The sequence below is a fragment of the Streptomyces sp. NPDC003247 genome (assembly GCF_042888135.1).
Lineage (GTDB): Bacteria > Actinomycetota > Actinomycetes > Streptomycetales > Streptomycetaceae > Streptomyces.
Genome location: NZ_JBIAPF010000004.1, coordinates 450,814 through 477,281, shown reverse-complemented (window position 1 = coordinate 477,281; position 26,468 = coordinate 450,814). Strand labels below are relative to the sequence as shown.

General features: G+C 72.3%; 20 protein-coding genes. 12 read left to right on the top strand and 8 right to left on the bottom strand.

Going from position 1 to position 26,468, the window contains the following annotated elements; all coding sequences use genetic code 11:
- The first annotated feature begins 2 nt into the window (after positions 1-2).
- The 4 genes from ACFYWQ_RS15755 to ACFYWQ_RS15740 all read left to right on the top strand — a co-directional run bounded on the left by ACFYWQ_RS15755 (position 3) and on the right by ACFYWQ_RS15740 (position 4,352).
- Entirely contained in the window at positions 3-1,241 is a 1,239-nt protein-coding gene (locus tag ACFYWQ_RS15755) for an MFS transporter (RefSeq protein WP_389516708.1), read from the top strand.
- A gap of 197 nt (positions 1,242-1,438) precedes the next feature.
- Positions 1,439-2,497, top strand: a complete 1,059-nt coding sequence (locus ACFYWQ_RS15750; RefSeq protein ID WP_389516706.1) for a MupA/Atu3671 family FMN-dependent luciferase-like monooxygenase — start codon at positions 1,439-1,441, stop codon at positions 2,495-2,497.
- Positions 2,494-3,516: a 3-oxoacyl-ACP synthase III family protein gene (locus ACFYWQ_RS15745; protein WP_389516705.1), complete on the top strand. Its 1,023-nt coding sequence runs from the start codon at positions 2,494-2,496 to the stop codon at positions 3,514-3,516. Before ACFYWQ_RS15750 ends, ACFYWQ_RS15745 begins: the two co-directional genes overlap by 4 nt.
- Positions 3,513-4,352, top strand: coding sequence for a thioesterase II family protein (locus ACFYWQ_RS15740; RefSeq protein ID WP_389516703.1), 840 nt, complete (start codon positions 3,513-3,515; stop codon positions 4,350-4,352). Before ACFYWQ_RS15745 ends, ACFYWQ_RS15740 begins: the two co-directional genes overlap by 4 nt.
- A 158-nt stretch (positions 4,353-4,510) precedes the next feature.
- On the opposite strand, the gene ACFYWQ_RS15735 is transcribed toward ACFYWQ_RS15740, so the two are convergent.
- Positions 4,511-5,518: a LuxR C-terminal-related transcriptional regulator gene (locus ACFYWQ_RS15735; RefSeq protein WP_389516701.1), complete on the bottom strand. Its 1,008-nt coding sequence runs from the start codon at positions 5,516-5,518 to the stop codon at positions 4,511-4,513.
- A 187-nt stretch (positions 5,519-5,705) separates the two neighbouring features.
- Here ACFYWQ_RS15735 and ACFYWQ_RS15730 point away from each other — a divergent pair, with 187 nt between their 5' ends.
- Positions 5,706-6,638 carry a class I SAM-dependent methyltransferase gene (locus ACFYWQ_RS15730; RefSeq protein WP_389516699.1) on the top strand — a complete coding sequence of 311 codons (933 nt, stop codon included), beginning with the start codon at positions 5,706-5,708 and terminating at the stop codon, positions 6,636-6,638.
- Positions 6,631-7,275 carry a flavodoxin family protein gene (locus ACFYWQ_RS15725; RefSeq protein ID WP_389516697.1) on the top strand — a complete coding sequence of 215 codons (645 nt, stop codon included), beginning with the start codon at positions 6,631-6,633 and terminating at the stop codon, positions 7,273-7,275. The genes ACFYWQ_RS15730 and ACFYWQ_RS15725 overlap by 8 nt, the downstream gene beginning before the upstream one ends.
- An 87-nt stretch (positions 7,276-7,362) precedes the next feature.
- On the opposite strand, the gene ACFYWQ_RS15720 is transcribed toward ACFYWQ_RS15725, so the two are convergent.
- Positions 7,363-8,583 carry a metallophosphoesterase gene (locus ACFYWQ_RS15720; protein ID WP_389516695.1) on the bottom strand — a complete coding sequence of 407 codons (1,221 nt, stop codon included), beginning with the start codon at positions 8,581-8,583 and terminating at the stop codon, positions 7,363-7,365.
- Positions 8,584-9,055: 472 nt separating this feature from the next.
- The gene (locus tag ACFYWQ_RS15715; protein ID WP_389516693.1) at positions 9,056-9,904 is read right to left on the bottom strand and encodes a hypothetical protein; all 849 of its coding nucleotides are present in this window, start codon (positions 9,902-9,904) and stop codon (positions 9,056-9,058) included.
- Between ACFYWQ_RS15715 and ACFYWQ_RS15710 the strand changes: the two genes are divergently transcribed.
- The 4 genes from ACFYWQ_RS15710 to ACFYWQ_RS15695 all read left to right on the top strand — a co-directional run bounded on the left by ACFYWQ_RS15710 (position 9,869) and on the right by ACFYWQ_RS15695 (position 15,127).
- Positions 9,869-10,729: a class I mannose-6-phosphate isomerase gene (locus ACFYWQ_RS15710; protein WP_389516691.1), complete on the top strand. Its 861-nt coding sequence runs from the start codon at positions 9,869-9,871 to the stop codon at positions 10,727-10,729. The genes ACFYWQ_RS15715 and ACFYWQ_RS15710 overlap by 36 nt on opposite strands.
- 195 nt (positions 10,730-10,924) lie before the next feature.
- Positions 10,925-12,778 carry a sigma-70 family RNA polymerase sigma factor gene (locus ACFYWQ_RS15705; RefSeq protein WP_389516689.1) on the top strand — a complete coding sequence of 618 codons (1,854 nt, stop codon included), beginning with the start codon at positions 10,925-10,927 and terminating at the stop codon, positions 12,776-12,778.
- Positions 12,779-13,121: 343 nt separating this feature from the next.
- On the top strand, positions 13,122-14,504 hold the full coding sequence (locus ACFYWQ_RS15700; protein WP_389517424.1) for a DEAD/DEAH box helicase: 1,383 nt from the start codon (positions 13,122-13,124) through the stop codon (positions 14,502-14,504).
- 134 nt (positions 14,505-14,638) lie between these two features.
- A complete protein-coding gene (locus tag ACFYWQ_RS15695) occupies positions 14,639-15,127 on the top strand; it encodes a GNAT family N-acetyltransferase (RefSeq protein ID WP_389516687.1) in 489 nt (162 codons plus the stop codon).
- Between the two features lie 299 nt (positions 15,128-15,426).
- Here ACFYWQ_RS15695 and ACFYWQ_RS15690 read toward each other — a convergent pair whose 3' ends face one another.
- Positions 15,427-16,950 carry an aldehyde dehydrogenase family protein gene (locus ACFYWQ_RS15690; RefSeq protein ID WP_389516685.1) on the bottom strand — a complete coding sequence of 508 codons (1,524 nt, stop codon included), beginning with the start codon at positions 16,948-16,950 and terminating at the stop codon, positions 15,427-15,429.
- A gap of 363 nt (positions 16,951-17,313) precedes the next feature.
- On the opposite strand from ACFYWQ_RS15690, the gene ACFYWQ_RS15685 reads away from it, so the two are divergent.
- Together ACFYWQ_RS15685 and ACFYWQ_RS15680 are read left to right on the top strand one after the other, a co-directional pair.
- Complete coding sequence (locus ACFYWQ_RS15685; RefSeq protein ID WP_389516683.1) at positions 17,314-17,652, top strand: hypothetical protein; 339 nt, start codon at positions 17,314-17,316, stop codon at positions 17,650-17,652.
- Positions 17,649-20,510: an Hsp70 family protein gene (locus tag ACFYWQ_RS15680; RefSeq protein ID WP_389516680.1), complete on the top strand. Its 2,862-nt coding sequence runs from the start codon at positions 17,649-17,651 to the stop codon at positions 20,508-20,510. Before ACFYWQ_RS15685 ends, ACFYWQ_RS15680 begins: the two co-directional genes overlap by 4 nt.
- Before the next feature lie 239 nt (positions 20,511-20,749).
- On the opposite strand, the gene ACFYWQ_RS15675 is transcribed toward ACFYWQ_RS15680, so the two are convergent.
- From ACFYWQ_RS15675 to xylB, 4 genes are all read right to left on the bottom strand, one after another.
- Positions 20,750-22,102 carry a GAF domain-containing protein gene (locus ACFYWQ_RS15675; RefSeq protein WP_389516678.1) on the bottom strand — a complete coding sequence of 451 codons (1,353 nt, stop codon included), beginning with the start codon at positions 22,100-22,102 and terminating at the stop codon, positions 20,750-20,752.
- Positions 22,103-22,218: 116 nt separating this feature from the next.
- Complete coding sequence (locus ACFYWQ_RS15670; protein ID WP_389516676.1) at positions 22,219-22,824, bottom strand: N-acetylmuramoyl-L-alanine amidase; 606 nt, start codon at positions 22,822-22,824, stop codon at positions 22,219-22,221.
- Between the two features lie 850 nt (positions 22,825-23,674).
- Positions 23,675-24,883, bottom strand: a complete 1,209-nt coding sequence (locus ACFYWQ_RS15665; RefSeq protein WP_389516674.1) for an ROK family protein — start codon at positions 24,881-24,883, stop codon at positions 23,675-23,677.
- Between the two features lie 15 nt (positions 24,884-24,898).
- The gene (gene xylB / locus ACFYWQ_RS15660; protein ID WP_389516672.1) at positions 24,899-26,344 is read right to left on the bottom strand and encodes a xylulokinase; all 1,446 of its coding nucleotides are present in this window, start codon (positions 26,342-26,344) and stop codon (positions 24,899-24,901) included.
- Positions 26,345-26,468: the final 124 nt, after the last annotated feature.

The following is a 26,468-nucleotide window of genomic DNA, read 5'->3' as shown; positions in this document are numbered from 1 at the left end:
CCGTGTCATTCCTCGACAACATCGTTCCGCCCAAGGGCGTGGTGCGCACCCTGTGTGTGAGCAACCTGGCCAAGACGGCGGGCCACGGCATCCTCATGTCGGTCAGCGTGCTGTTCTTCATCCGGACCGTGGGCATCCCCGCCGAACGGGTCGGTCTGGCCATGACGATCGGTGCCGCGCTGGGCATGGCCGCCAGCATCCCGGCGGGCCGGCTGGCCGATGTGACCGGGCCGCGCAACACCACGGTGGGCTTCCTGCTGCTGCTCGGCGTGTTCGTCGCCGGCTACGGCTTCGTCGACAGCTTCGCCGGCCTGGTGGCCGTCACCAGCCTGGCGCTGATGGCGGAGTCCTCCACGGACGCGGCCCGCGGCGCGCTGATCGCCGGGCTGATCCCGCAGGAGGAGCGGGTGCGCGCCTGGTCCTACATGCGGGCGGTCAGCAACCTCGGTGTGTCGCTGGGGGCCGTGGCCGGGGCGGTCGCCCTGTACGTCGACAACCGCGGCGGCTACGTCGGCCTGCTGGTCGCGGGCGGTGCGATGTTCGTGGTGGCCGGACTGGCCTACCTGGCGGTCCCCCAGGTGGCGCCGGTGCCCAGGGAGCGGTCCGGGTCGGAGTGGGTGGTGCTGCGCGACGCCCCCTACGCCGTGGTGGCACTGCTCAACTCGGTCCTCGTGATGAACGTCGCCATCCTCACCGTGGCACTGCCCGTCTGGCTGGCGGACCGGACGACGGCGCCCGAGTGGCTGTACTCGGCGATCATCGTCCTCAACACCGTCGTGGTCGTGCTGTTCCAGGTGCGGGCGAGCAAGGGCAGTGACGACGTGCCGGGCGGGGCCCGGACGCTGCGCAGGTCGGGAGTCCTGCTCGCGGTGTGCTGTCTGCTCTTCGCCCTGGCGGCGGACCGTCCCGTCTGGCTCGCCGTGCTGATCCTGCTGGCGGGCGCTGCCGTCCACGTGGTCGGCGAGATGTTCTACAGCGCCGGCTCCTGGTCGCTGGCCTTCGGGCTGGCCCCGGACCACGCCCAGGGCCAGTACCAGGGGATGTTCGGCATGTCCACCCAGCTCGGCACGGTGGTGACGCCGGCGCTGGCCACCGCGCTGCTCGCTCGTCTGGGCGCGGGCGGCTGGATCGTCTTCTCGGTCCTGCTGCTGGGCGCCGGCCTGGTCGCCCCGGCGGTGGCGTCCTGGGCCGCCGGGACCCGCCGGACCTCGTCACCCACCGCCGAGGAGCCGGTCGCCTGAGTCCGTCCGCGGCCCGGTCCGTTCGTCGCCCGGTCCGTCCGCGGCCCGGTCCGTTCGTCGCCTGGTCCGTCCACGGCCCGGCCGTTCGTCGCCCAGTCCGCCCGCAGACCGGTCCGCCCGCCGCCCAGTCCGTCCACCGCGTCGCCGCGCGGATCCGTCCGCCGGACGACCCGGTCCCGGCAGCCTGAGGAAGCACCATGGATGTCAGCCTCTTCTACTTCGCCAACGACAGCACCGAGAAGGAGAAGGATCGCTACGAGCTCTTGCTGGAGGGCGCCCGCTTCGCGGACCGCAACGGCTTCTCGGCCGTGTGGACTCCGGAACGGCACTTCCACCCCTTCGGGGGCCTCTACCCGAACCCGTCGGTGACCGCGGCGGCGGTGGCGGCGGTCACCGAGCGCGTCGGGATACGGGCCGGCAGCGTGGTGGCACCGCTGCACCATCCGCTGCGGATCGCCGAGGAGTGGTCGGTCGTGGACAACCTGTCCAACGGCCGGGTCGGACTGTCCTTCGCCTCCGGCTGGCACGCCACCGACTTCGCGCTCTGCCCGGAGAACTACGACGACCGCCGGCAGATCCTCCTGGAGCGCGTCGAGCAGGTACGGGCGCTGTGGCGGGGCGAGAAGCTGTCGGTGACCGACGGCGTCGGGACCACGCGCCGGCTCGGCGTCTTCCCGCCGCCGGTCCAGTCCGAGCTGCCCGTATGGGTGACCAGCTCGGGAAGCGTGGAGACCTTCCGCAGCGCGGGGCGGCTCGGTGCCGGGCTGCTGACCCACCTCCTCGGCCAGGACCTGGACGACCTCGCCCTGAAGATCACCGAGTACCGCAAGGCGGTCTCGGAGCAGGGCAGGGACGGGTGGACCGGTCATGTCGCCCTCATGGTGCACACCTACCTCGGGGAGGACGAGGACACCGTCCGCGAGGAGGTCCGCGGTCCGCTGAGCGACTATCTGCGCAGCTCGCTCGGCCTGCTGCTGGGCTCCCAGCTGGACGGCCGCCGGATCGACGCCTCGAAGCTCGGGCCGGAGGACGTGGAGTTCATCGTCGGCCGTTCCTTCGACCGCTACTTCGACGGCGGCGGTCTGCTGGGAACGGTGGAGAAGGTGCGCGGCAGCATGGCCCGCTTCCGGGAGATCGGGGTGGACGAGGTGGCCTGCCTCATCGACTTCGGACTGCCGACCCCGTCGGTCCTGGCCGGGCTCACTCACCTGAACCGGCTGCGCCTGCTCGTCGCACAGGACGAGGAAGCGCGGTGAGCGGCCGTGCGCCGACGGGCGGACCGGAGCCGGACGGCACGACGACGGAGAGGGCCATGGGCGGCATAGTCGACTTCGAGGTGCGCTTTCCCGCGTCCCGTGTGGACGTGCACCACCTGCACGCGGCATCCGGGGTGGCGGTCGAGGACATCCTCGCCATCACCCACACCGAGCGGTTCCCCGTCCTGGGGGACCACGAGCAGGCGTGGGAGCTGGCGGCCGAGGCCGCACGGGCGGTGCTGGAACGCAACGAGGTCTCGCCCGACGACGTCAGTCACGTCGTCTACGCGGGCTCGGGGGAGTGGGACCTGCCCTTCTGGTCGCCGGCGGCCCGGGTCGCGCAGGAACTGGACATCTCCCGCGCGCACTGCTTCGAGGTGACCAACTTCTGCAACGGCGCCATGACCGCCGTACGCACCGGTCTGAACGAACTCGCCCTGGGCGGCGGCCCGTTCGTGCTGGTGATCGTGGGGGACCGGCTCAGCACGCTCGTCGACCACGAGGACCCCGACTCCAAGGCCCTGTTCAACTTCGGCGACGCCCCCGCGGCGGTTCTGCTCGGCCGCCGTGACCCCGCCTTCGAGGTGCTGGCCTCGTCGATGCGCACGGACCCGTCCTGGGCGGACTACTACTCCGGGGACATCGAGGACGACCGGATCCTGATGCGCCGGCGCGGCCGTCGCCCCGGTCTCGCCGACGCCTACCTGGAGAACTTCCCCGCCCGGGTCCGGGACGTGCTGGACACGCTGGGCAGGGATGTCTCCGACATCGCGTACTTCCTGATCAACCAGGGCGACCGGGGCATGCACGAACGGCTGCTGGGGAGACTGGGCATCCCGGCGGAGAAGAGCGTCTTCAACTACGACCGGCTCGGCCACATGGGCGGTTCCGACCTGCTGATCGCCCTGCGGGACCTCCTGGACGACAAGCGGCTCGCCGAGGGCGACCTCCTGCTGCTCGCCAGCAGCGGCATGGGGTTCACCTGGGCCGTCACGGCCGTGGAGTACCGGGGCCGATGAACACGACCTTCGGGGCGGGGGTGAAGGACCTCCGGCGCCTGCTGGCACCGGTGCCCGCCGGGGACGGGACGGGGAGCGAGGCGTTCACCCTGGTGCTCCTGCACCATGCCGGGGGGTCGGCGGCGTCCTTCGCGCCCTTCGCCCGGTGGCTCCCCGCCGACTGGAACCTGTGGTCCGTCGACCTGCCGGGGCGGCTGATGGCCACCGGGGAACGGGCCTGCCGCACCTCGGCCGAGGCCGCCGCGTACCTGGTGCCCGAGCTCCGCTCCCTGCTGCCCGGCCCCTACGCGGTCTTCGGGCACAGCATGGGCGCGCTGGTCGCCTTCGAGACGGCCCGTGAGCTGTCCGCGCAGGGGCTGACGCCGCGGTGGGTGGGGCTCTCCGGGGCGCCCGCGCCCGGACACCGCCCGGACCGGGCGCAGCGTCACCTGTGGCCGAGAGACCGGCTGATCGCCTTCATGCGGGGTCTGGGGGGCACCCCGGAGCAGGTCTTCGAGATGCCCGACCTGCTGGAGCTCATGGTGGAGGTGCTCCGCCACGACCTGTCGATCGTGGACACCTACGAGGTGCACGCCGGCCCGCCGCTCCAGGCCCCGCTCACCGTCCTCACCGGAGAGGACGACCCCGTGGCCGGTCCGCGGACCGCCGCTCCCTGGGGCGAGCGCACCACGGCGCGGACCACCGCCCGCTCCTGGCCGGGCGGCCACTTCTACCTGTTCGACCACGCGCAAGAGGTGTGCGCCGCCGTACGCGACGAGATAGCAGCGGTGTCCCCCGCGGGCGCCCGCGTCCCCCTCCCCCGTTCCGTCGGACTCCCCTCCCTCAGGAGCACCTGACATGTCCTGTCGCCCGCGCACCCCGGAGTCCGTGACCGAGGGCCACCCCGACACGATCGCCGACCAGGTCAGCGCCAGGCTTCTCGACGCGCTGCCGCACGAGAAGGTCCCGGAGACCGGCTACGACTCCTCCGCGAGGGTCTTCCCCGGGACGGAACCTACGGACGGCCGTCACCTGGCGCCTCCCCGGGTAACTCGGGGGCGACGGGGACGGCGAGCATCTGGTCGGGGAGCAGCCCATGGGTGGCGATGAGATAGCCGAGCTGCGCCCTGCTGACGCTGCCGAGCTGACGCGAGATACGGCTGATGTACTCGGCCACCGTGCGCCGGCTGACGCCCAGCCCACGGGCGATCTTCTCGTCGGTCTGACCGGCGACGAGGAAGCGGATGATGCTCTGCTCGATCTCGGAGACGACGACGCGCGGGCGGCTCCTCACGTTCGGGTCGACCGGCGTGCCCCGCGCCCAGGCGTACTCGAACACGTTGGTCAGGAACCAGACGATCGCCGGATCACGGACCTCCAGCGCCTCGTCGGAGTAGTCCGGGTTGGTGGGGATGTACGCCACCTCCCGGTCGCAGATGATGAGCCGGTCGAACATCTCGTCCACCGTCCGTATTTCCCCGCCGGCCGCCGCGACCTTCTTGATGTATTCGACGGTCGGCGGGTGCGACCACACCGAGTGCTGGTAGAGGGTGCGCTGGCGTATTCCTTTCGCCAGGAGCGCGAGATTGCGTTCCGCCACCGCCTCCAGTATTTCCGGGGGCCGGCGACCTCCGGGCTGCGCGGTGAGCAATGCGGACCGGCAGGCGGCCACCGAGGCGTCGACCGTCCGCGCGATGAGCTCACCGCCACGCAGGATCGTGGCGCTGGGCAGGTCGCCTTTGCGTGCCGCGGCGAACACCTCTCCCGCGGCATGGAAGGACTCCCCGAGATGCAGGAGCCGGCGGCGATCGGCCGCCACTTGCTCCTCGAGGGGGGACATCACCCGGTGGGCGGCGACGCAGGGCGGCACGGGAGCCAGGTACCCGGGGGCGTTCACCGCCGGCTCCAGCAGTCCGAGGGCGATGACGCAGTGTTCGGCCGCCCCTTCGGCGACCGCCCCCGCCGATGTCGTCTCCCGGTACCGGCGCAGCCCGGCCTCGCACAGTTCCGCTCCGCAGTTCATCCGATCGCACCGGTTGGATTCGGATGCGTGCCCTGCGTGATCGTGTGACATGCGTGCATGTTAATGCGGGCTTGCATTGGGCCAATCTGTCCAGAAATGGGAAGATATCGATTTGAGTATTCCGGTATTTCCCGGCGGTTTTCCGAGGATATTCACTGGTATGCCTGACGCAGAAGAAGGACGGGATATGACCCAGAGGCTGCACACCGAGGAGTTCCACAAGGCGGTGGCCGGGCTGAGCGTCCCCGGCATGGGCACCGAGGTCGTGGGCCCGCTGCTCGCGAACCTGATCCAGCTGCTGCGGCCCGAACGCGTCCTGGAGGTGGGCATGGGGTACACCACGCCCTACCTCGCCGCCGCCCTGGCGGACACGGAGGACGCCGTGCGGCAGGAGTCCGTCGCGCTCGCCGCCAAGACCCGGGAGCACCTCGCCCGGGGGGCGGAGCTGGACGACTCGTGGCTGCTGGCCGACCCTCCGCTGGTGTCCCCCTCGCACCACCTGGAGCCCTACCGGCCGCGCCTGGTGGCCGTGGACAACCTGTCCATCGCCGACTCCTCCGCCGGCCGCGTCCAGGAGGTCCTGCGCGAGCTGCACCTCGACGGGTGGGTGACGGTGGTGAACGCCGACCTCAAGGACGCCGCCGAGCGCCTCCCCGACGACTTCCCGCCCATCGACCTCGCCTGGGTCGACGCCTGGGAGTGCCTGTACTTCTTCGACCACTTCTGGGAACTGATCAACCCGGACGGCGGGCTCGTGGTCATGCACTACCTGATGACCTACCCGGAGGGCGAGGCCCTGCTGCGCTACATCGCGAAGTTCCAGCAGGCCCACCCCGGCGAGCTGGAGGTGGTGAACCTCCTGGAGTCGCAGAAGCTGATGCAGAACAGCATCACCGTGCTGCGCCGCACCAGCGGGGTGCGGGCACGCCGCTACGCGGGACCGGGCGGCGCGGTCCGGTACACCGACGAGCTGCGCCAGGACGCCGAGCGCCACCTGGACCTCGTGGCACGCCCCGGTGCCGACTCCGGTGCCGACTCCGACTCCGGCTCCGGCGCCGACTCCGGCTCCGGCGCCGACTCCGGCTTCGGCACCGGTGCGGCCGTACCGGCCCATGGCTGAGGCCGCGCCGGGCAGGGCGGCGGGCCGGGCGCTCGGCCAGGACCGCGCGCGGAGCTTCGCCTTCATGCTGGGCAGCCCCCGGCCGGGCGGTGCGTCCGAGCGGCTGGCCCGCCGCGCGGCCGAGGGGCTCCCCCCGCGGGCCGAGCGGAGCTGGCTGTCGCTGAGCGGGCTGCCGCTCCCCGGAGCGGAAGGCCTCGGCCCCGCCTCCTCCGCCCCGGCCGAGGACGGCTGCCCAGGGGCGGCGGGGCACGAGAAACTGCTGCTGGACGCGACCCTGGAACACACGGACATCGTGGTCGTGTCCCCCCTGTACTGGTACAGCGTCACCGCGCAGGCCAAGCTCTACCTGGACTACTGGGCCCGCTGGATGAGCAGCCCCGAGCTGGGCTTCCGCACCCGCATGGGCGGCAAGACCCTGTGGGCCGTCAGCACCTTCGCCCGCGGCCAGGTCCACGACGCCGAGCCCCTGGTGGGCATGCTCCGGCGTACGGCCCGCTACCTGGACATGGCCTGGGGCGGCGCGCTGCTGCACCAGGTCCGCAGCACCGGCGAACCGGCCGACCCCGGCACCGCGCACGAGGCCACCGCCTTCTTCGGCGCGGCAAGGCCGGACGTGGCCCGGCTCGGCGTGGAGTGACCGAACGGACGGCGGACCCGAGCGGCGCGAAGGGTGCCTGACCCGGGCAGAGGCCCAGGTCAGGCACCCTTTTCGGCCCGTCGAGTGCTACGGCGAGGTGGGCAGCTGCGGGGAGCGGAGCACGAGCAGGGTGATCTCGCTGGGGGCGAAGACACGGAACGGCGGGCCCCAGAAACCGGTGCCGCGGCTGGTGTAGAGGAGGGTGCGGGAGCCGTGCCGGCTGAGGCCGGCGAGGGCGGGCTGGTCGAGGCGGACCAGGTGGTGGAAGGGCCAGATCTGGCCGCCGTGGGTGTGGCCGGAGAGCTGGAGGTCGATGCCGGCGGCTGCCGCCCGGTCGACGAACTTGGGCTGGTGTGCCAGGAGCAGGACGGGCAGGTCGGGGTCGGCGCCGTCCAGGGCTCCGGCGAGGTGGGCGCGGTGGCCCGCCAGGCCGGAGGACTCGGCGGTGACGTCGTCCACGCCGGCGACCACGAGGGTGTCGCCCCCGCGTTCGAGCAGCAGATGGCGGTTGCGCAGCGGCTCCCAGCCCAGCTCGTCCATCAGGTCGACCCAGCCCTGGGCCTCGCTGTAGTACTCGTGGTTGCCGGTGACGTACACCCGGGCCCGGGTGGCCCGCACGGTTCCGAGCGGGGCGGCCTGGGCGCGGCGGCGTTCGGCCGTGCCGTCCGCGATGTCGCCGGTGTGGCAGACCAGGTCGGCTTCCAGGGTGTTCACCGTCTCGCACACCCGTGCCGACCAGCGGGCGCGATCGAGCGGGCCGTAGTGGGTGTCGGTGATGAGGACGACACGGATGCCGTCCAATCCGGCACCCAGCCGCGGGAGTCGCACGTCGAGTCGGCGCACGCGCGGCACGCGGCGGGCCTCGGCGTACCCCCAGGCGAGCAGGACGGCGGTCACGCCGAGGACGGCCCAGGTGACGATGCGGGCCCGGTCCTGACTCCCGCCGACGCCGGCCACGGTCAGGGCGAGCCGCAGGAAGACGCCGAGCAGAACGGACCAGGTGAACAGAACCCAACTGGTCCCCAGCAGGGTGTCACCGATGATCGCCGCCCGGTCCTGCTGACGCCGGCCGTGGCCGCGCACCATCGCGAGCGGCATACCGACGAGGCCGAGGGCGAACAGGGCGGTGCCGACCGGCGTGACGGGCAGCGGCCAGTGCTGGCCGGCGTACAGGAGCACCCAGCAGGGCACGGCCCACAGCAGCACGGGGGCGATCAGGGGGATGGAGCGCATCAGGCGGTGCAGTCGGCTCTGCCGCGGAGCTTGCGCCGCACTGTCGGCGGGTCGGGTGTCGCTGGTGTCGGTCACGCTTCCCCTCACAAACCAGGCTGCCGTCCCGCGCACTGTATCCGGTCGCCCTCGAACCGGCCGGACCGGCGTTCACGGGCGCGGGCCCCTCGGGGCGAAGGGGCTCGGCGCTGCCCCCGGCTGGTGACTGCCACCAGTGGAGCGCCCGCCGGCGGGACGATGGCGCGCCTTGAAGGGCGCCTGCCAACGCAAGCAACTCGCTGACCTGCGAATATGGCAACCGTGGGGATCTTTCCGGGACCGCCGGCCCGGGAATGGTCCGGATCTTGACTGATGCGGACCTTGAGGCAGCGGCACTGTTGGATCGGCCGTAGCCGCCCGCTCCGAGCTGACGGTCCCACCTGGCACAGGTTGTAGAGACCGTCCGGAGGCGTCTACGGCAGTCCAATGCGGGCATGAAATCCCAGGTCAGGGCCCCCTGGTCCTAGAAAGTCCGCCCAGTGCGTGATAGCTGTGTGTAGCGATGCCGGTCTCACCCGCAGGTGAGCCGGAATCCGTGGAAGTCGGCCGTGAAGGCGGCGTCGACGAGGTCCACGGCGTGGATGCCCGCCATCGATCCGGTGAAGCGCAGCTTGCCGCCGTGGTCGTCCGAGAGCCGGGTGAAGTCCAGCGGAGGGCCGATCGGCGTGCGCACTCCCTCCCGCAGCCACCAGAAGCTCGCCTCCGTGCGGTCCACGGTGGCGCCGAGGGTGACCGGGCCGGTGGTGTCCACGTCGGTCACCGCGACCTCCCGGGCCCCGTGCTCGTCGCGTTCCAGCAGACGGAGCACGGTGCGGCCCGAGCCGGCCCACTGCTGGCCGTGCTGTTCCTCCCCTTCGGGTTCCGCCCACGTCAGATCGAGGGAGAGGTACGCCTCGGCGCAGTACCAGAGCACCAGCCCCGCGGCCTGGGTGAAGGTCGACGGCCGTGCCTCCACGGTGACTTCGGCCTCCGCCCGGTGTTCCGTGATCCGCTGGGCGAGCAGGCTGTGGGCCCAGCGGGACTCGGGACCGTGCCGGCCGCGCAGCCTGATCCACCCCGGGCGGGAGACGGCGTCGGCCCAGGACGGGTCGGGAGCCGACCGCGGTGAACTCCACGGCCAGCCCAGTGGGTCCGCGTCGCTTGCCGCCGGCTGCGGCGGAGCGGGGTTCGGACGCGTGGGCACCTCGACCTCGACGTCGGGGTGCCGGCCGCCCTGGCGCAGGCGGGGCCGGCCCTCCTCGTCCCAGACGACCGCCTGGACGGCGACTTCCCGGCCGAGGGTGCAGAACAGACCATCGTGGGTCAGCAGCGGGCGGGACGCCAGATGGCTCAGGATCCACTCCCCGTTCGCGGTCTGCACGAGTTCTTGATCTGCGCGCTGACGGAGTTCGACGGGCTGTGCGGGTTCAGAAGGCCCGAGGAGGCCGCCGACCTGCTGGAAGCGCTCCGCGTCCGGGCGCTGGACGGCTACGTCGGCACCCTGCGAACGGCGCCCCCGGAGCAGGCGCTGCGCACCGTGCTCACCGAAGTGCTCGGCGCGCGGAAGCCGTTCATGGCCGAGGTGGTCGACAAGGCCGCGGCGGCCGCGCGCCGGCTGGGCTCCGTACCGGGACCGTTCCAGGAGGCCTGCGCGCGGTACGCCTGGATCGCCCGCCACCATCCGGGCGACGCCGGGGTGCTGGCCGCCATGCTGCTCAACCACGTACGCCTGCGACCGGGGGAGGCGCTCCACCTCGGCGCCGGTGTCCCGCACGCCTACCTCCGGGGGACGGGCGTGGAGATCATGGCGAATTCGGACAACGTGCTGCGCTGCGGTCTGACCACCAAGCACGTCGATGTCCCCGAACTGCTGCGGGTCGTCGACTTCCGCGCGGCCGAGCCGGCCGTCCTGACACCTGCGGCGACGGACGACGGCGAGGAGCGGTATCCGGTCCTCGCCGGGGAGTTCGCGCTGTCGCGCTATCGAATCAGCGGGGACACCGCGCCGAGCCTCCCGCCGAGCGGCAGGCCACAGATCCTGCTGTGCACAGTGGGGGAGGCCGTGGTGACGGAGGCGGGGGGCGGCTCGCTCACCCTCGGTCGCGGGCAGTCGGTCTACCTGCCCGCGACCAGCGGCGAGTGCCGGCTGACCGGTTCCGACGCGGAGGTCTTCCGGGCCACGACCGGCCTCTCCGCCGCCTACTGACGGAAACGCATTCCCGGGCGTCGCACCGAAAGGCGTGAACCGTCCGTGAGAGCCGGGCGCGCCGAGGACCGGGCCGGGCCGGCTCCGAAGCTCGCCCGACGCCCGCGGACGGCCGGGCGCGGGAAAGTGATATCCGCGGGGCGGTCGATGGGTCTCCTAGACGTACGGACTCATTCCTGCCATGGCGGAGGTTTCATGTCGGACTACAGCGGGCCTCGTGCGGTGACCGCGGCTCAGCGGGGCGATCAGCGGGCGTTGGACGAGCTCATCGCCTCGTACCTGCCACTCGTGTACAACATCGTCGGCCGCGCCCTGCAGGGACATGCGGACGTGGACGACGTCGTCCAGGAGACGATGCTGAAGGTCGTCAACGGCCTGGACGGGCTCCGCGATCCGGCCGCGTTCCGGTCCTGGCTGGTGTCGATCGCCATGCGCGAGGTGCGCGACAGCCGGCGCCGGGGCGGCCCGGTCGACGGTGGCGGGCTGGAGGAAGTGCAGGGCACCGCGGACCCTGGGGCCGACTTCGTCGACCTGACGATCCTGCGGCTCGGCCTGTCCGACCAGCGCCGCGAGACAGCCGAGGCGACCCGCTGGCTGGACGAGGCGGATCGCGACCTGCTGTCGCTGTGGTGGCTGGAGGCGGCGGGCCAGATCACCCGCGCCGAACTGGCGACCGCGCTGGAGCTGACCCCGTCGTACGCCGCCGTGCGGGTGCAGCGGATGAAGGCGCACCTGGAGACCGCCCGCGCGGTGGTCCGCGCGGTGTGGGCCGTGCCCCGCTGCGCCAGCCTCGACCTGGCGATCCAGGACTGGGACGGGCATCCGTCCTCCCTGTGGCGCAAGCGTCTGGCCCGGCATGTGCGGGAGTGCGCCCAGTGCTCCTCGCACCACCAGGGGCTGGTGCCCGCCGAGAGCCTGCTCGCGGGGATGGCGCTGGTGCCGCTGCCGACCGCCGGTCTCCAAGTGATCGGCCACGCCGGTGCCGGCGGCGCGGAGGGCTCCGGGATCGGCCCGGCGTCCGACGGCACCTCGCCGAGGCGATCGCGGCGACGCACTCGCGCCAAGCGGCCCCGGCTGCTCACCCGCAGGCCGGTCGTGGCCTCGGCGGCGGTCTCCGCCGTCCTGTGCGCAGGCTGCCTGATCGCGATATCCGGCCAGCAGGCGAACCCGTCGCCGGACACCGCCCAGGCCGCAGACACCGCCCCCGGCCAGGTGGCGGAAGGGTCAGCCCCGGCCACCGCGTCGCCCTCCGCCACGTCCACGCTCGCCTCGCCCACCGCGAGCCCCCGGACCAAGAGCACCCCCTCCGCCTCCCCGGCCCGGACCGGCCAGAGCCCGACCCCCTCTGCCAAGGCGACCGCGACCGGACCGGTCTACGGGCAGACCGTCGACACCGTCGACACCGTGCCCGCCCCGGACACGCTGCCGGGCACCCTCCCGAAGCGGCCCGAGACCGACCCGGTCACCGTCACCGGCAGTTACTCCGAGCCGTTCAAGGGGTCGCTGGGCGGTCAGTACCTGATGTTCTATTCCGGCCAGTACACCACCATCACCGGCAAGGGGTACTTCGCCGTCCGCTACGAGATCGGCTGGTTCAACCGTGTCGGGCAGATGGTGATGCCGACCTGGACCGGCCTGGAGGGCAAGCTCTTCCACGTCGCCTCCGGCGGCGGCCGGAGAATGGACGACACCCACCCCGGGCAGGCCACGGGCAACACCTGGATGGGCACCGCGGAGACGGGCTACATCACCCTTCCGTCCGGGGCGCAGCAGATGTGGAACAACGAGTACTTCTACCTCGACGGTACGGTCACCCTGCACGAGAACGAGGCGGCGGCCGACTACAACCTGTCGGTGACCCCGTGGACCTGGGACCAGATCAACACGGAGATCAACACGCCTCCCAACGCCGACAAGGGCCTCGTCCGCTACGGCCTGGTCCGCGACACCGGCGACGACGCCGCGCCCGTCCCGCAGTACCTGACCCGCTCGACACCCGCCGAGGCGTCGACCGTCCCGCAGCGCTCCAAGGTGACCCCTACCTCCTGACGAGCGGTCCTTCCGCTTCTGACAACCGATCCTCCTCCCGGCGCCCGCCCTCCGGCGGCGGGGGCCGCGCTGGGCGCCGATGCCGGGAGTGTCCCTGGGGCACCACATGGCTCCGCACAGGCAGGTCCGGCTGTCGTTCCTCGGCTGAGCGGCGCGGCACGGGAGGCCCGGACGGTGTGCCCCGTGTTAGCGTTGGGCTTTTGCTGTGTCGCTGTGTCGGTGCTCCGTTGGGCGTCTCCGGTCGGCGGCCGCGTCCCTGCCGCGCCTTCCTCGGTACGGTCCCTTCGGAGGAAGGCTCTCTGTGAGCGAATCAACATGTGCCGATGCCCGGCAGCAGGACGATGTGTCCGAGGCGTCGGGCGCCACTTCGGCAGTGCCCACGGCGGCGTCCTTCGCCCAGCTGGGGTTGCCGGCCGAGGTTCTGCGGGCGCTCGATGAGCAGGGTGTGACCGTGCCCTTCCCCATCCAGGCGGCGGCGCTGCCGAATGCGCTCGCGGGACGGGACGTCCTGGGCCGGGGCCGCACCGGATCCGGCAAGACGCTCGCCTTCGGCCTGGGGATGCTCGCCCGGACGGCCGGGCAGCGCGCGCAGCCGAAAGAGCCGCTGGCGCTCGTTCTGGTGCCCACCAGGGAGCTGGCGCAGCAGGTCGGTGAGGCGCTCACCCCGTACGTCGAGGCGCTGCGGCTGCGGCTCGCGACCGTGGTGGGCGGCGTGTCCATCGGATGGCAGGCCGCCGTGCTGCGGGACGGCGCCGAGATCGTCGTCGCCACGCCCGGTCGGCTGCACGACCTCATCGAGCGCAAGGGCTGCCGGCTGGGACGGGTGCGCATCGCGGTCCTGGACGAGGCCGACCAGATGTGTGACATGGGGTTCCTGCCGCAGGTCACCGGGATCCTGGACCAGGTGCGTCCCGACGGGCAGCGGATGCTGTTCTCCGCCACCCTCGACGGCGACGTCGACCAGCTGGTGCAGCGCTACCTGCGCGACCCCGCCGTCCACTCCGTGGACCCCTCGTCCAGCGCCGTCTCCGCGATCGAGCACCACGTCTTCGTCGTGCACGGCCCGGACCGGTACGCCGTGACCACGGAGATCGCCGCCCGGGACGGCCGCGTCCTGCTGTTCCTGGACACCAAGCACGGCGTCGACCAGCTCACGCGGCATCTGCGGGCCGGCGGCGTGGCCGCCGCCGCCCTGCACAGCGGGAAGTCCCAGCCGCAGCGCACCCGGACCCTGGCCCAGTTCAAGAACGGGCAGGTCACCGCGCTGGTGGCGACGAACGTCGCCGCACGCGGCCTGCACGTCGACGACCTCGACCTCGTGGTCAACGTCGACCCGGCCACCGACCCGAAGGACTATCTGCACCGCGCGGGCCGCACGGCCCGGGCCGGCCGCTCCGGCACCGTCGTGACACTCGTCCTGTCGGGACAGCGCCGCGAGACGATCCAGGTCATGGAGGACGCCGACGTCGCCCCCAAGGTCACCAAAGTGCGGTCCGGCGAGGCGGAGCTGAGCCGGATCACCGGCGCCAAGGCCCCCTCCGGAAAGCCTCTCGACGGCGGGCCGGCCGTACCCCGCCCCAAGAACCACAACGTCCCGTTCGGCGGCCTGGGCAGCACCAAGGACGCGAAGAGCGGTTCCGGTGGCAGGTCGTCGTCCCGCAAGAGCAGCGAGGCCCGCAAGCTCGCGGAGGCCCGCAAGGCGGCCCGGGTGCGGCGCGGCGGCTGAGACCGGCTTCCTCGGACTGCCGGGCGGTGTCTTCGTCCATGCTGCTGGACGGATACGCGGAGCGGTGCAGGAACGCCTGCCCGAGCAGCCGACCCGCCGTACGAAGGCATTCCACGGTGCGGAATACTCTCCCGATGAGTTCACGCCCTTTTCCGATGAGTCAGCCGATCACGATACGGAGGGCCGTCGCGCGGGATGCCAAACGGCTCACGCGGCTCGTGCGTGGCTCAGGTGCCTACAAGGGCGAGTACGCATCCGCAGTCGCGGGCTACCGGGTCGGTCCTGATTACATCGAGGCCCACCGCGCCTTTGTGGCCGTCGGCGCCGACGAGCAGGGAGGCCGGGTCCTCGGGTTCTACTCGCTCGTCCTCGCTCCACCGGAGCTCGACCTGCTGTTCGTCGCCGACGAAGTGCAGGGACGGGGTATCGGACGGCTGCTCGTGGCGCACATGCAGTGCGAGGCCCGTGCCGCCGGGCTCGACTGTGTCAAGGTCGTGTCGCATCTTCTCGCTGAGGACTTCTACCACCGCGTCGGTGCGGTGCGGACCGGGACCGCGTTCGCGAACCCGCCCGCCGTGCCGTGGAACCGTCCCGAGTTCGAGTTTCGCATCCCTCCGGAATGACGCGGTGTGCCGGTTGGCGGGGCACCGGCTTCGCCTGCAGGGTGGTCGGTATGCAGGAGCCGCTGGACGCCGCGCGCTCCGTGTGTGCCGTCGCCTCCGCCCTGGCGGGGTGACCGCTTGCGCCAGCGGCCTCCCCCGGCTACTGGAACACACGCCCGGCATGGGATCTGATGCGGTGCCAGGAGGCGTTCTCATGAGTGTCAGACAGTAGCGCCAAGGCTCCAGTTGATCACAGAGTGTAGCCGTTGTTGCTGGTTGCCTGGAGCGCAACGATGCCTCCAGGCAACCGACTTCAGGCTCTAGAAGAAGCCCAGCTTCTTCGGCGAGTACGACACCAGGAGGTTCTTCGTCTGCTGGTAGTGCTCCAGCATCATCTTGTGTGTCTCCCGCCCGATCCCGGACTGCTTGTACCCGCCGAACGCCGCGTGGGCCGGGTAGGCGTGGTAGCAGTTGGTCCAGACGCGGCCGGCCTGGATCGCCCGGCCCGCGCGGTACGCCGTGTTGATGTCCCGCGTCCAGACACCGGCCCCGAGGCCGTACGACGTGTCGTTGGCGATCTTGATGGCGTCGTCGAAGTCGTCGAAGGAGGCCACCGAGACGACCGGTCCGAAGATCTCCTCCTGGAAGATCCGCATGCGGTTGTCGCCCTCGAAGACGGTCGGCCGGACGTAGTACCCGCCCTTCAACTCGCCGTCGTACTCGACCCGTTCCCCGCCGGTGAGGATCTTCGCGCCTTCCTGCCGGCCGATGTCGATGTAGGAGAGGATCTTCTTGAGCTGCTCGTCGGAGGCCTGGGCGCCGATCATCGTGTCGGTGTCGAGGGGGTGCCCGGGCTTGATCAGCTCGGTGCGGGCGACGGCCGCGGCCAGGAAGTCGGGGTAGTTGCCGCGCTGGATCAGACCGCGGGACGGGCAGGTGCACACCTCGCCCTGGTTCAGCGCGAACATCGTGAAGCCTTCGAGCGCCTTGTCGCGCAGGTCGTCGTCCTTGTCCCACACGTCGTCGAAGAAGATGTTCGGCGACTTGCCGCCCAGTTCCAGCGTGACCGGCTTCAGGTTCTCCGCGGCGTACCGCATGATCAGCCGGCCCGTGGAGGTCTCGCCGGTGAACGCCACCTTCGCCACGCGCGGGCTGGACGCGAGCGGCTTGCCCGCTTCCTCGCCGAAGCCGTTGACGATGTTCACCACCCCGGGCGGCAACAGGTCCGCGACCAGGCTCATCCAGTAGTGCAACGACACCGGCGTCTGCTCGGCGGGCTTGATGACGACCGCGTTGCCCGCCGCGAGGGCCGGCGCGAGCTTCCACGTGGCCATCAGGATCGGGAAGTTCCACGGGATGATCTGCGCGACGACACCGAGCGGCTCGTGGAAGTGGTACGCCACCGTGTCGGCGTCGACCTCGCTGAGCGTCCCCTCCTGCGCGCGGACCGCGCCGGCGAAGTACCGGAAGTGGTCGATGGCCAACGGGATGTCCGCCGCCAGCGTCTCACGGACCGGCTTGCCGTTCTCCCAGCTCTCCGCGACGGCCAGGGGCTCCAGATGCGCCTCCATACGGTCGGCGATCTTGAGCAGGATGTCGGAGCGCTCGGTGGTCGACGTCCTGCCCCAGCCCGGCGCGGCCGCGTGCGCCGCGTCCAGCGCCCGCTCCACGTCCTCGGCCGAACCGCGGGCCACCTCCGTGAACGGCAGCCCGTTCACCGGGGACGGGTTCTCGAAGTACCGGCCCCGGACCGGCGGCACGTACGCGCCGCCGATGAAGTGGTCGTAGCGGTCCTGGTAGGAGACGATCGCGCCCTCGGTACCGGGCGCCGCGTAACGGGTCATGGTGCCTGCCTCCCTGAGCAGTGCTGCCCGCCATTGGACAGCTCTCCGCCGGAGGCTAGGGAAGCGGACGTTGCGAGGACGTTGCGCCGACGGCCGGGCCGGGGCGTCCGGGCCGGGGCGGCCGGGCCGACGTGGGCGGGCTGCCGTCGGTGGAAGCGCCGGACGACGCGGGCGACCCGGACGACGCGAGCCCCAGAGGACGGGGAGGGGTGGGGCCCGGGTGGCCCATCGGGGGCCGGGAAACGCTCTGTGCAGGAACGTGCACAATCCGGCACCGGGTTCAGTACGCTCACCCTGACACGACCATGTTCCGTGCGAGCAGGCACAGTTCGACGGCGCGGCAGCAGTTCACAGGGGGCCCGGATGTCAGATCCGCGGAATGCCGGTGTACCGGTCATCACCATCGACTACGGCGTCGACGAAGGGGAGAAGTCGTTCCTCGCCCGTACCCGCACCGCCGTTACCCACGTCACGCGGATCAGTTCCGACACACTCGCCCAGAACGTGGCCACGTTGTGCCAGTACGTGGGCGGTGTCTTCGAACAGGCCTCCACGGCCTCGGACACGCTGGAGCTGACCGGCCTGGAGGTGCACGTCCAGGTCACCGCCAAGGGAGAAGTCCGGCTCGTCGGCGCCACGTCCGCCGAGGTCAACGGCGGAATGAAGCTGATCTTCCAGCGGCGGGCGGGAAGCCCGTCGTGAACGTGGCGGTGGCCGTCGGCTGCTCCCGCTACGAGGACGAGGACATCGCGGACCTGCGCTTCGCGCACCGGGACGCGCTGCGGATGCGGGACACGCTCGCGGCGTCCATGGACATCCCGCCGGACGCCGTCTTCGCCTTCGCCGACGGGCTGGCGGAGGCGCTCCCGACCCGCCACAACGTGCTCCGTACGCTCTCGAAGCTGGCCACGCACGCCACCGGCCCCATCGACCGGCTTTTCTTCTTCTTCAGCGGCCACGGGTTCCACTCCACCGTGGACGGCAACGACTACCTCATCACGCGGGAGTCCATCACCTCCGCACTCGAGGAGACGAGCCTCAGGTTCGACCTCCTCGTGCGGATGCTCCGGGCGACGGGTGCCGCCCACGTCGTCCTGCTGCTGGACGCCTGCCGTACGGCTGTGGCGGGCGGCAAGTCGCTCTTCCCGGCCGCCACCAAGGTGGACGTGGAGAAGCTCTGCCCGCCCGGCATGGTGTCGTTCTGCTCGTGCGCACCCGGGACGAGTTCGTACGAAAGCGACCGGCTGGAGTCGGGCATCTTCTCCCAGGCCCTCCACGAGGCTTTCGGCGACGAAGGCCGATGCGTCACCGTCGGACAGCTCGACGCCTATCTGACGGACCGGGTCCCCGGGCTCGCCCGGCAGTACGAGAAGCCGCTCCAGCGACCGTACTCACGCGTCGAACCGGCGGCACTCGTCGACCTCGAACTCGTCTCGCCCCGCAAACGCAACGAGTGGCGGGCCTCGGCGGGGGTGGGCGAGGAGATCAGGCGGCGGTCGGTCGTCCGGGGCGGCAACCCCGAGATCCCGGACCCCGCGATCTTCGCCATCGACTTCGGCACCACGACCTCGGTCATCGGGGTGCCGGACAGCGACGGACAGGTGCACCTCCTGCCGGCGGGGGACGGCAGGAAACTGGTGCCGTCCGTGGTCACCTTCCTCCCGGACTTGAGCTATCTGGTGGGCTCGCACGCCGTCGAGCTGGAGCACTTCTCCCCCGGGCGCACCGTGCGGGCCGTCAAGCGACACCTCGGCACGGACTGGGTCCTGTCCCTCGACGGCAAGGAGCTGTCGCCGGAACTGCTGGCGTCGCTCGTCATCAGAAGCCTGCGCGGCAACGCCGAGGACGCCCTGGGCCGGCTCCCGCAGGACGCGGTGGTCGCCTACCCGGCCAACTTCAGCATCCGGCAGGCCAACAGCCTGCTGCGCGCCTTCGAACTGGCGGGGCTGCGGGTCACCCGGATGGTCGGTGAGCCCAATGTCGCGGCCTATCTGCTGCTCGTGGACCGTCCCGACTGGGAGGGCATCGCCCTCGTGGTGGACCTCGGCGGCGGGACCCTGGACATCGCGGTCGTCGAGTCCGGCGACGGTGTGATCGAGGTCAAGTCGGTCTACGGCGACAACCATCTCGGCGGCCTCGACTTCGACGCGGCGCTCGCGGCCCGGCTGAAGCGGCGACTGTTCGCGTGGAACAGCGCGGTGGTCTTCGACACCGCGCTCGAGGCACAGATCCTCGAGGAGGCGGAGCGCGCCAAGCAGCTGCTGACCACGGACCAGTCCGCGGTGGTGGTGATCCGGGACATCGAGGTCGGGTCGCAGGTCGTGTCGCACCGCTTCACCGTCGACCGCGCCGAGTTCCGGGACGTCTGCGAGGAACTGACGGCACGGTTCGCGTACGTCGCGCGGACGGCCATCGACGACGCGTGGGGCCGCCCCGACATCGACGTCGTCCTGCTCACCGGGCAGGGCGGAAAGACGTTCACCGTCCGCGAGGCCCTCGAAAGGCTCCTGCCCGACGTCGAGTTCATCGAGCTGTACCAGGAGTTCGCCGTCTGCCACGGGCTGGCGATGCAGGCCGGGGTGTTGCAGGGACTGCAGAAGGACGTGCTGCTGCTCGACATGAGCCACCGGGGCATCGGCATCCGGTGCACGCCCGTGCAGGGGCCCGGACCGCAGGGGACGGGAGACGGGCAGGGTCCTCACCGGCAGCGCAAGGAACCGTTCGGGGACGGGGGCAGCCACGTGCTGGTCGACAGGCTCACGACGATCCCCACGAGGCGGTCCGAGCACTTCGTCTTCGAAGGCGCGCGCGGCGCCGACGTCGTCATCCCGGTGATCGAGAGGTCCAAGACGTCCCGCGACGACGTCGAGATCTGCACGATCACCCTGCCCGCCCGGCAGAAGGCGGTGCACGTCGAGCTGACGGTGGACATCGACGCGAACAGCATCATGGTGCTGCACGTGGCGGACAGGACGAACAACACGTACCGGCGTTTCCAGCTGAACCACCACTACCGGCAGTCCCGTTCCACTCCCCGCTTCGACTACGAGGGAGTCGACCTGATGCTGGACGGCTGGGCCGTCCACGACGTGGAGTGGGCCGACACCACCACACGCTCGTCCGAGGAGCGTGCCGCCGCCACGCCACGGACCCTGACCGGCCCCCTTGTCGCGGAGGTGATCGCCAGGCTGGACGAGGACCAGGCCAGGGGGGCGATCGCGGAGGGGAACCTCCCCAGCCATCTCCGGCGCAAGGCCCGCCTCCTCTTCGTCGCCGACCGGCGCGACGAGGCGGCCCGGGCACTCGCCGAGTCCGTACGCCGCCGAGCGTCCAGCCCCGAGTACGACCACCAATGGGGTGCCCTCACCATCGACCTCGATCTCGCCCACCGGGAACTGAAGGGCACCCCCGCGCTCGCCCTGGTGAGAGACGCCGTACAGGGCCTGCTCGCACACGACAGGCGGCCTGGCGCACTGCGGACCCCGGCTCTGATCCGGGCCTTGGAACGCGTCGGCGCCCATGAGGAGGCCCGCCACCTCAGACGGCTCACGGTCGGCTAGCCCGTCCCCGGGGACCGCTGATCGCACAGCTGCCTGCCGACGTCTCTTCGCGCCGCCCGGCCGGACAGCGCACCGACCTTCGTGATCACGGTCCCACCTCCGCGCCCACGAGGGCACCGACATCCACCGCCGGCGGCCGCCGAACGCAGAGAACACGCCCGCATCCGAAGCCTCGAAGCATCCGCCGGGAGGACGCCCCTCGCGACCGCGACCGTGACCGCGGGCTGACCCGGCGCAACCTAGGCGCTCACACCACCAGGAGGCGGCGGACTGTCGCTGCGGGGGCGGTCCGGCGTCAGAGGGCCGGACCGGTGGATGCCGGGCCGTCGGCCCGGCCGTCCCGGTGGTACCGCCAGCTCCGACTCCAGGGCCGCCAGGCGGGCCCGGACCGCCGCCGTCGGGCGGGTTGCCGCCAGTGCCCGCCACACGTCGACATCGTCCTCGCCCCACGGCGCGTGCGCCCAGTCCGCCAGCAGGTCCGGGTCGGCGCGCGCGATCAGCGCGGCACGCACGGCGTCGGCCGTACGGTGCCTGAGCCGCACCACCGCCGGTGCCCCCGACGCCGGCAGCAGGGGCCCGGCGTACGCCGACGCCGCCGCCGTGACCGCGCCGGACGCCAGCCGGCGTTCGACGGCGGAGACGTCCGACTCGACGGGAACGGTGAGCCGGTAGGGACGCGAGGCCAGCAGTCCCGGCCCCAGCACCCCGCGCAGCCGGGCGAGTTCGGCGCGCAGCGTCACCGGCGTCACCGACTCGTTCTCGTACAGCGCGCACGACAACTCGTCGCCGGTCAGGCCCTCGGGGTGCCGGGCCAGCAGGACCAGGATCTCGCTGTGCCGCCGGCTGAGCCGCAGCCGGCGGCCACCCATGGTCAGACACGCCTCGTCCCGCCCCAGCACGGCCAGCACGGGCGGGGCGGTGTCCGCCGGCTCGGGGGCGAGCAGCGCGAGATGGGACTCGGCCGCCCGGGCGACCGCCTGGACGAAGCCCAGACTGTGCGGATGGGCGAGCCGGTCCCCGCCAGTGATGTCCACCGCACCCAGCACCCGCCCGGTCCGCGGATCGTGCACGGGGGCCGCCGCGCACGTCCACGGCTGCACCCGCCGGATGAAGTGCTCGGCCGCGAACACCTGCACCGGCCGGTCCACGGCGACCGCCGTGCCCGGCGCGTTCGTCCCGACCGCGCTCTCCGCCCACCGCGCACCGGGCACGAAGTTCATCCACCCCGCCCTGCGCCGCGTCGCCGGATGCCCCTCGACCCACAGGAGTCTGCCGTGCGCGTCGCACACCGCGACGAGATGCTCCCCGTCGGCGGCGAACGGACCCAGGAGTTCCCGGAACAGCGGCATCACCCGCGCCAGTGGGTGCTCGGCCCGGTAGACGCCCAGATCGCCGTCCGTCAGCTCGACACTCGCGGTGCCGTCGGGCCCGACGCCCGCTCGCGCCGAGCGCCGCCACGAGTCGGCCACCACGGCCCGCACCGGCCGCGCCACCGTGCCGGCGGCGGTGAACGTCTCGTGCGCCCGCCGCAGCACCCGCATGCGCTCGGCAGGGTCGGCCCCCGGCTCCAGGGCCACCCAGGGATCGGTCAACTCGGCCTCCCGGAAGGCGATGCGACTGGGGACATCGTCACTCCGGGTGCGCCCGCCGACAACCGTTCGGACCGGGTCGCGCCGAAGGCGGGACGACGCGTCCGCCCGTCGCGTCGCTACGGCCGGACGGAGGCGACGAGTCTGAGGTAGCGCGCCCAGTCCCAGTGGCGACCCGGATCCGTATGGTCCGTCCCGGGCACCTCGTGGTGGCCGATGATGTGGGTGCGGTCCTTCGGGATGCCGTAGCGGTCGCAGACGGACGACGTCAGCCGGGCGGACCGCTCGTACAACGCGTCGGTGAAGTAGGACGGCTCGTCCACCCAGCCCTCGTGCTCGATGCCGATGCTGCGCGTGTTGAACTCCCAGTTGCCCGCGTGCCAGGCGATGTCGGTCTCACGCACGCACTGCGCCACCTTGCCGTCGGCGGAACGGACGACGTAGTGCGCGGACACCCTCTTCTTCGGGTTCTGGAAGACGGCGAGGGTCTTGGCGTAGGTGGTCTGTGTGACGTGGATGACGACGCGGTCGACGGTGTGGGCGGCGGGGCGGTTCGACGCGGTGTAGTTGGAAGGGGTCGCGGGCTGCCACTGGGCCGAGGCGTAGTCGACGGTCGCGTCCTGGGCACCGGCCCGGGCGTCCGGCAACAGGGCGTAAGGGACGGCCGCGAGGACGGCGCCCTTCAGGATCCGTCGCCTGCCGGGCAGGAGGCTTGCTCGTTCCACGGGGTGATGCCTTTCTGGGAGCGGGAGAGCGGGAGAGCGGGAGAGCCGGGGGAGCCGGGGGAGCTGGGGAGCGTTCGGGGTGCGATGCCGGCCGGTCGCGGGGCCTCAGCCGCGAGGCGCCGCCGCGGACTTCGTCAGCGGAGCCGCGGTGTCCCGCCGTCGCGCACGTCGTCCGCGGTCCGTCTGACGCGTCGCCGGCCGGTGCTCGCGGAGCTCGGCCACGCATGGGTCGTGGTGTCGCACATGGTGTGCCAACGAGAACTCGGCCGTCGGGGTTGCGTACCTTTGTTCACGTACGGGCTATGGAAGGTGGCGCGAGTGTGATCGGCGCCCGGCGACGCTTCCGGCGTGCGGCACGGCCACGAGTCGGGGCCGGCTGTGGCAAGCCGCTGAACGCCGGGACGGCCGCGGCCGATTCGGACCGCGTGGTCATGCTCCGTGAGGCGGTCGTGACGCTGAAGTCGGTCATGCTGCACGGCTCCCTTCAGGGGACGGCTGTCGGAGGCGGGGACGAGGGCGCGGGCGTGGACGGTTGCGCGGAGGGGACCGGTGCGACGAGGGGGAGGCTCGGGCTGCGCCCGCGTGATCACGTTACGGCGGCCGGCCGAGGTACGGGGGGCCACCGCCGGGTTCGGTGGACGAGCGCGGAACTGTGGACAACTCGCTCACCCGAACGGGGAGTTCCGGTCGCTGTGGCCGTGCGGGTGCCTGCGGCCGCCGCGGACACGGAGCCTCCGCGCCGGCCCGCCAGCTCGCCGGCCCGCCGACGCACACCGCGGCGGCCGTCCGAGCCGCGGGAACCGCTGACGCCACGCCCGTTCACCGGCCGGGGCCCGGGACACCGCAGGGCTCAGCCTCGCCCCGCCACCGCCGCCGGATCGTCCAGCACGGTCCGCACCACGGAGTGCGCCGCCCCGAGCAGCGGACCTTCGGGGCCCAGCCGCGACACGGACACCGGACAGGGCGGGCCCGCCGTGCGGCGGGCGAGTTCGGCCTCCAGGGACGGCAGCAGCCAGGGCGCGAGGCCGGACAGAGCGCCGCCGAGCACGACGCTCTCGGGGTCCAGGAGATTGAGCGCCCCGGTCAGGGCGATACCGAGGGCCGTTCCCGCCTCGCGCAGGGCCCGTCGTACGTCCTCGTCGCCGTCGGCCGCCCGGCCGGCCAGCAGGCCGACCCGGCCCTCGCCCGGCGCGAGGCCGGCCGCGCGCAGGACCGCCTCCTCACCGGCGTACTGCTCCAGGCAGCCGCGTCCGCCGCACACGCACCGGGGCCCGTCGGGACGGACCGGGACGTGGCCGAGCTCGCCGGCGAAGCCGCGGGTGCCGCGCAGCAGACTGCCGTCCACGACGAGTGCCGCGCCGATGCCGATCTCGGCCGACACGTGCAGGAAGTCGCGCGGGGTACCGGACCCCAGCCAGAGTTCGGCCAGCCCGCCGAAGTTGGCCTCGTTGTCCACGGCCAGCGGGAACTCCCCGGGCAGCAGCGCGCCGAGGTCGACGTCCTGCCAGCCCAGGTTGGGGGCGCGGACGACGGTGCGGGCGTCGCGGGCCACCAGACCGGGGACGGCGACGGCGAGGCCGGCCGGCCACAGCCCCTCGGCCTCCGCCTCCGCGGCGACCTCACGCACCAGCCGGGCCAGCTCCTCGACGACCGGCCCCGGCGGGCGGCCCCGGTTCGTGCCCTGCCGTTCGGCGCGCACCCGTACGTCACCGCGCAGGTCCACGGCACAGACCGCGAGGTGGTCGACGCCGACCTCGGCGCCTATCCCCGCCGGGCCACGACCGCTGACGGCGAGCGCCGACCCCGGCCTGCCCACCCGGCCGGGCCGCTCGGGGCCCAGCTCCTCCAGCAGACCGGAGCGTATGAGTTCGTCGACGAGGGTCGACACCGCCGCCCGGGTCAGACCGATGCGCGAGGCGACCGCCGCCCGCGAGAGCGGTCCCTCGGCGCTGACGGCGTGCATCACCCGGGCCAGGTTGCGGCGGCGCATGCCCTGCTGGGTGTCGGGCAGCGCACGCCCCGGCCCGGCCGGGCGCGCCTCGTGCAGCGGTGCGGTCATGCCGTCGGTCGACTCTCAGTGGGTGTCCGTGGCCCGCTCCAGCAGCGGGGCCGCGTCGGAGAGTACCCCGGCGATCCTGGCCAGCGTCGCCTCGTCCCGCTGCACAGCGTCGAGCACCGGGCCCCGCGTCGTGTTCCAGCGCCGGGCGACGGACGCCGGGTCCTCGCCGGTCAGCAGCCCGGCCGCCTGCGCCGCCGCGCCCAGCGCGACGAGCTCCTTGGCCTCGGGAATCTGCACCGGCCGTCCCGACAGCCGCCGTACGGTCTGCTGCCAGGCCGTGCCGCGGGCGCCGCCGCCGATCAGCAGCAGGGGGGCGGAGCGGTCCGCGTCCTCGTCGAGGACGAGGTCGAGCGCGCCGAGCAGGGAGTGGACCGCGCCGTCGTAGGCGGCCTGGAGGAGTTGCCCGGCGGTGGTGTCGTGACGCAGGCCGTGCAGGAGGCCGGAGGCGTTCGGCAGGTTCGGGGTGCGCTCGCCGTCCAGGTAGGGGAGGAGCGTGAGCTCCGCGGCGGGCTCCACGGCCTCCCGGTCCAGGCCCAGCAGGGCCGCGACACGGTCGACGGCGAGCGTGCAGTTCAGCGTGCAGGCCAGGGGGAGCCAGTCGCCGTGGGCGTCGGCGAAGCCGGCCACGGTGCCGGTCGGGTCGGCGGGGCGCCGCTTCGCCACCGCGTACACCGTGCCCGAGGTCCCGAGGCTCAGCACCGGTGTCCCGGGGCGCAGGCCGAGGCCCAGCGCGGCCGCGGCGTTGTCACCGGTGCCCGGGGCCACCAGGGTGCCCTTGGAGAACGGCAGGCCGTGGCTGTCGCGTACCGTGCCCGCCACCTCGCCGGGGCGCACCACGCGCGGCAGCAGCGCCGGGTCCAGGCCCACGTGGGCGAGGATCTCCTCGTCGTACGCCTCGGTCCCGGACGCCCACCAGCCGGTGCCGGAGGCGTCACCGCGGTCGGTCGTGCCCTCACCCGTGAGGCGCTCGGTGAGGTAGTCGTGGGGGAGGCGGACGGCCTTCGTGGCGCGCAGGGCCTCCGGCTCGTGCTCGGCGAGCCAGGCCCACTTCGTCACCGTGAACGAGGCGGCCGGGACCGACCCGGTGCGCTCCGCCCAGAACGTCGCGCCGCCCAGTTCCTCGGTCAGCCGACGGGCCTGCGGGGCCGAGCGCACGTCGTTCCACAGCAGCGCCGGACGCACCGGCTCGCCTCGCCCGTCCAGCGTCACCAGCCCGTGCTGCTGTCCGCCGATCGACACCGCGGCGGCCTCGTGCGCCGCGTCACCGCACTGGCGCAGCGCCTCGCACAGCGCGTCCCACCACTGGCGCGGGTCGCTCTCCCGGCCGGCGCCGGAGGACACCGTGTGCGGCGCCTGGCCGCTCGCCACGACCTGCCCGGTGGCCGCGTCGACGACCAGCGCCTTGGTGGACTGGGTGGATGTGTCCACGCCGACGACGAGCGGACCCTCGGCTGCTGACATCGGGCTCTCCTCAAGTTTTTCCGCGGCTCTGCGGGATCTGTCTTCCCAGAGATGCGTCCGCATACTAATTTGTAAACGGCCATGACGAAATAGTCGGCAAGACAGTCTTCAAGCAAGGAGCCGT

Excerpts from the sequence above, each read along its gene's own strand:
- ACFYWQ_RS15750 (WP_389516706.1), top strand. The coding sequence starts at position 1,439 with ATGGATGTCAGCCTCTTCTACTTCGCCAACGACAGCACCGAGAAGGAG.
- ACFYWQ_RS15740 (WP_389516703.1), top strand. The coding sequence starts at position 3,513 with ATGAACACGACCTTCGGGGCGGGGGTGAAGGACCTCCGGCGCCTGCTG.
- ACFYWQ_RS15735 (WP_389516701.1), bottom strand. The coding sequence starts at position 5,518 with ATGAACTGCGGAGCGGAACTGTGCGAGGCCGGGCTGCGCCGGTACCGG.
- ACFYWQ_RS15730 (WP_389516699.1), top strand. The coding sequence starts at position 5,706 with ATGACCCAGAGGCTGCACACCGAGGAGTTCCACAAGGCGGTGGCCGGG.
- ACFYWQ_RS15725 (WP_389516697.1), top strand. The coding sequence starts at position 6,631 with ATGGCTGAGGCCGCGCCGGGCAGGGCGGCGGGCCGGGCGCTCGGCCAG.
- ACFYWQ_RS15710 (WP_389516691.1), top strand. The coding sequence starts at position 9,869 with ATGGCTCAGGATCCACTCCCCGTTCGCGGTCTGCACGAGTTCTTGATC.
- ACFYWQ_RS15705 (WP_389516689.1), top strand. The coding sequence starts at position 10,925 with ATGTCGGACTACAGCGGGCCTCGTGCGGTGACCGCGGCTCAGCGGGGC.
- ACFYWQ_RS15695 (WP_389516687.1), top strand. The coding sequence starts at position 14,639 with ATGAGTTCACGCCCTTTTCCGATGAGTCAGCCGATCACGATACGGAGG.
- ACFYWQ_RS15690 (WP_389516685.1), bottom strand. The coding sequence starts at position 16,950 with ATGACCCGTTACGCGGCGCCCGGTACCGAGGGCGCGATCGTCTCCTAC.
- ACFYWQ_RS15685 (WP_389516683.1), top strand. The coding sequence starts at position 17,314 with ATGTCAGATCCGCGGAATGCCGGTGTACCGGTCATCACCATCGACTAC.
- ACFYWQ_RS15665 (WP_389516674.1), bottom strand. The coding sequence starts at position 24,883 with ATGACCGCACCGCTGCACGAGGCGCGCCCGGCCGGGCCGGGGCGTGCG.
- xylB (WP_389516672.1), bottom strand. The coding sequence starts at position 26,344 with ATGTCAGCAGCCGAGGGTCCGCTCGTCGTCGGCGTGGACACATCCACC.